This window comes from Alcanivorax sp., assembly GCF_051117345.1.
Taxonomy (GTDB): Bacteria; Pseudomonadota; Gammaproteobacteria; order Pseudomonadales; family Alcanivoracaceae; genus Alcanivorax.
The window spans coordinates 1-2,524 of sequence record NZ_JBNPEC010000258.1; the positions used below are offsets into that span (position 1 = coordinate 1).

Annotated in this window: 3 protein-coding genes; all 3 read right to left on the bottom strand. The window is 64.1% G+C overall.

Annotation, left to right across the window (positions count from 1 at the left end; genetic code table 11):
- Nucleotides 1-1,159 (bottom strand): PhnE/PtxC family ABC transporter permease (locus tag ACFE0K_RS16105; RefSeq protein WP_434537038.1); only part of this gene is annotated, 1,159 nt, incomplete at its 3' end.
- A complete protein-coding gene (locus ACFE0K_RS16110; protein WP_434537039.1) occupies nt 1,156-1,806 on the bottom strand; it encodes an ATP-binding cassette domain-containing protein in 651 nt (216 codons plus the stop codon). The genes ACFE0K_RS16110 and ACFE0K_RS16105, both read right to left, overlap by 4 nt.
- Nucleotides 1,807-1,825: 19 nt before the next feature.
- On the bottom strand, nt 1,826-2,524 hold a 699-nt coding region (locus ACFE0K_RS16115), incomplete at its 5' end, for a putative selenate ABC transporter substrate-binding protein (protein WP_434537040.1).

The window sequence follows — 2,524 nt, forward strand, 5'->3', positions numbered from 1 at the left end:
GGGCCAGGATGCCCGGCAGCATGGAGGGGCCGAGCAGAATCAGGAAAAAGAAGGCGAGAAAGAATTCCGGGGTGGTGCGCATGACCACCAGCAGGCCATGGCCGGCGGTGCGGCTGGCCCGGTTGCCGAACAACGGCGAGATCAACGGGAACAGTAGCAGCGACAGCAAGCCAGTGAGCAGCAGGGCGCCGAGGCCCAGTACCAGGGTCTGCCAGAGCCCCGGCCACAGTTGTTGTTGCCAGAGCATGGCAAACCACTGCCACAGTTCCGTCAATCCACCGCCCTGACGTAACGGCACCGGTACCAGATCCACGGTGACAAAGCGCACCAGGGTATCGAGTCGGCCGGTGAACAGCGGTGGCGCCCAGGCAATGGCGGCGAGCAGGTATACCGGGATCAGCGCCGGTCGCAGCCACCAGCGCAGGGTAAAGATGATGGCAAAGAACAGGTAAAGCAGGGCGGCGCCCTGGTCGTAGCTGCCTTCACGAAAGGCGGTTTCCAGATGGAAGCCCAGGGTGGGCAGGCCGATAAAACCGAGGATGGCGGAGGCGCGGATGGCGCATTCCAGCCGGTAGCCGCCGTAGGCCTTGAAGGCCTGCCAAACCAGCGGCAGGCGGGCGTAGAAGAATACGCTCAGGCGCTGGCGGCTGACGGGTAGTGCATTGGCAGGGCTTGGGTCGGCTTCTTCCAGAAATTCACCGAAGACCTTGGCGAAGATGCCCGCGTAGGGAATGGCAATGGCCAGTACCCCGGTGACCGTGCTCAGCCCGGCCACCTGCAACAACAGCAACCCCCAGAACAGTTCGTGGACGGCGCGGATGCTGGCAGCGAAGCCCCGCACCCAACGGTGATGCCAGGCCATGGCCATGAGAAAGCCGAACAGGGCGGCCAGGGCGGTGCCTTGCCAGGCGAAGGCCAGGGTATTGGCCAGTGCTCGCCAGAGGTTATCGGTGGAGAAAAAGTCTGGTGCCAGAAAGCCCTGGCCCATGCGCAGCAGCTCGCTGCCCGGGGAGGAGCGGGCGATGTCCAGGTCGGCAATCGCCAGGGCAATCAGCCCGGCCACGGCGAGCCAGAAGCTGGCCCGGCGCCAGCGGGAGGCGGTGGTGTTGATGACGGGATGCCGGGCGCCGGAGGCCTGGCCGTGCTCGCCGGGGCTCATTGGTAGAGCGTGTCCAGGTCACCCAGGTTCAGGGTGCTGGCGGGGGCATCGAGCAGAATCTTGCCGTCACCCAGGCCGATGATGCGGTCGCAGCATTGCAGCGCCAGCTCACGATCGTGCAGCGCGACCACGGCGGTATGGTGGCGGCCCAGTGCCTGGCGCAGCAACGCCAGCCCCTGGTGTTCATCCAGGCTGGAGACCGGTTCGTCGGCCAGCAGCACCGCGCGCTGCGTATAGAGCGCCCGGCCCAGGGCAACCCGTTGCGCCTGACCGCCGGATAGCTGATCCACGCTGGTGAACAGCTTGTCCTGTAACCCCAGTTCCCGGGCCAGTTCGCCCACGCTGGATTTTTCCCGGGCGCTGGGCCAGATCAGGTTGCGCAGATTAGTAAGCGTCGGGTTGCGGGGCAGGGCGCCCATGTAGAGGTTGTGGAAGACGCTGAGCATGGGCACCAAGTCACCGGCCTGGGGGCACCAGGCACAGTGGGCTTCCTGCTGCTGGCGCAGGGCCGCCAGCAGGGTGGATTTGCCGGCGCCGGAAGGGCCCAGCAACGCCACCTTCTCGCCGTCGGCAATGGTCAGCGACAGGGATGCAAACACGACCTGGCCGGGATGGCCAAGCCGTGCGTTTTCAAGGCGAAATGTCAACGCGATGCCCTGTTACTCTCTACTCTGCGTCCAGCAGGCCGATGGCTTCGGCTGTTTCCTCAATGGGCGCAAAGTCGTCATTGCTGGCGGGAATGAATTTTTCCCGCGGGAACGCCTTCAGCAGAACCGGGTCATCGATGGCCAGCAGGGCCTCGGTGACGCGCTGGGTGAAGCCGTCGCCGAATTTTTCATTCAGGTCGCCGCGCACGGTCCAGTGATAGTCCGGATAGCCGGGGGTTTCCCAGATGACCTGCACCTTGTCGGTGTCGATCTTGCCTTCTTCCAGTTCGCGCTCCCATACCTTGTAGTTCACCGCGCCGGTGGCGTAAGCGCCGCTTTGTACCAGGGCAATGGTGGCGCTGTGATCACCGGAGAAACCGACTTTCTCGAACAGCTGGTCCGGAGACTGGTTGAAGGTATCGCGCAGGTAGAACTCCGGCATCAGGCGCCCGGAGGTGCTGCCCTTGGAACCAAAAGTAAAGGACGTCTGCTCGACAAAGGCATCGGTGAGCGTCTCGGACGGGCTCAGGCCAGTGCTGGTGTTGGCGATGAAGTAGGACTTGAAGTCAGGATCTTCCAGGCCCTGGGCGATGGCCTGGGAGTCGGGCACCAGGCGACGGGCCTGTACAACGGACAGACCGCCGAACCAGGCCATCTGCACTTCGTTATTGCGGAAGGCAGTGACGGCGGCGGCATAGGATTTCACCGGCACATATTT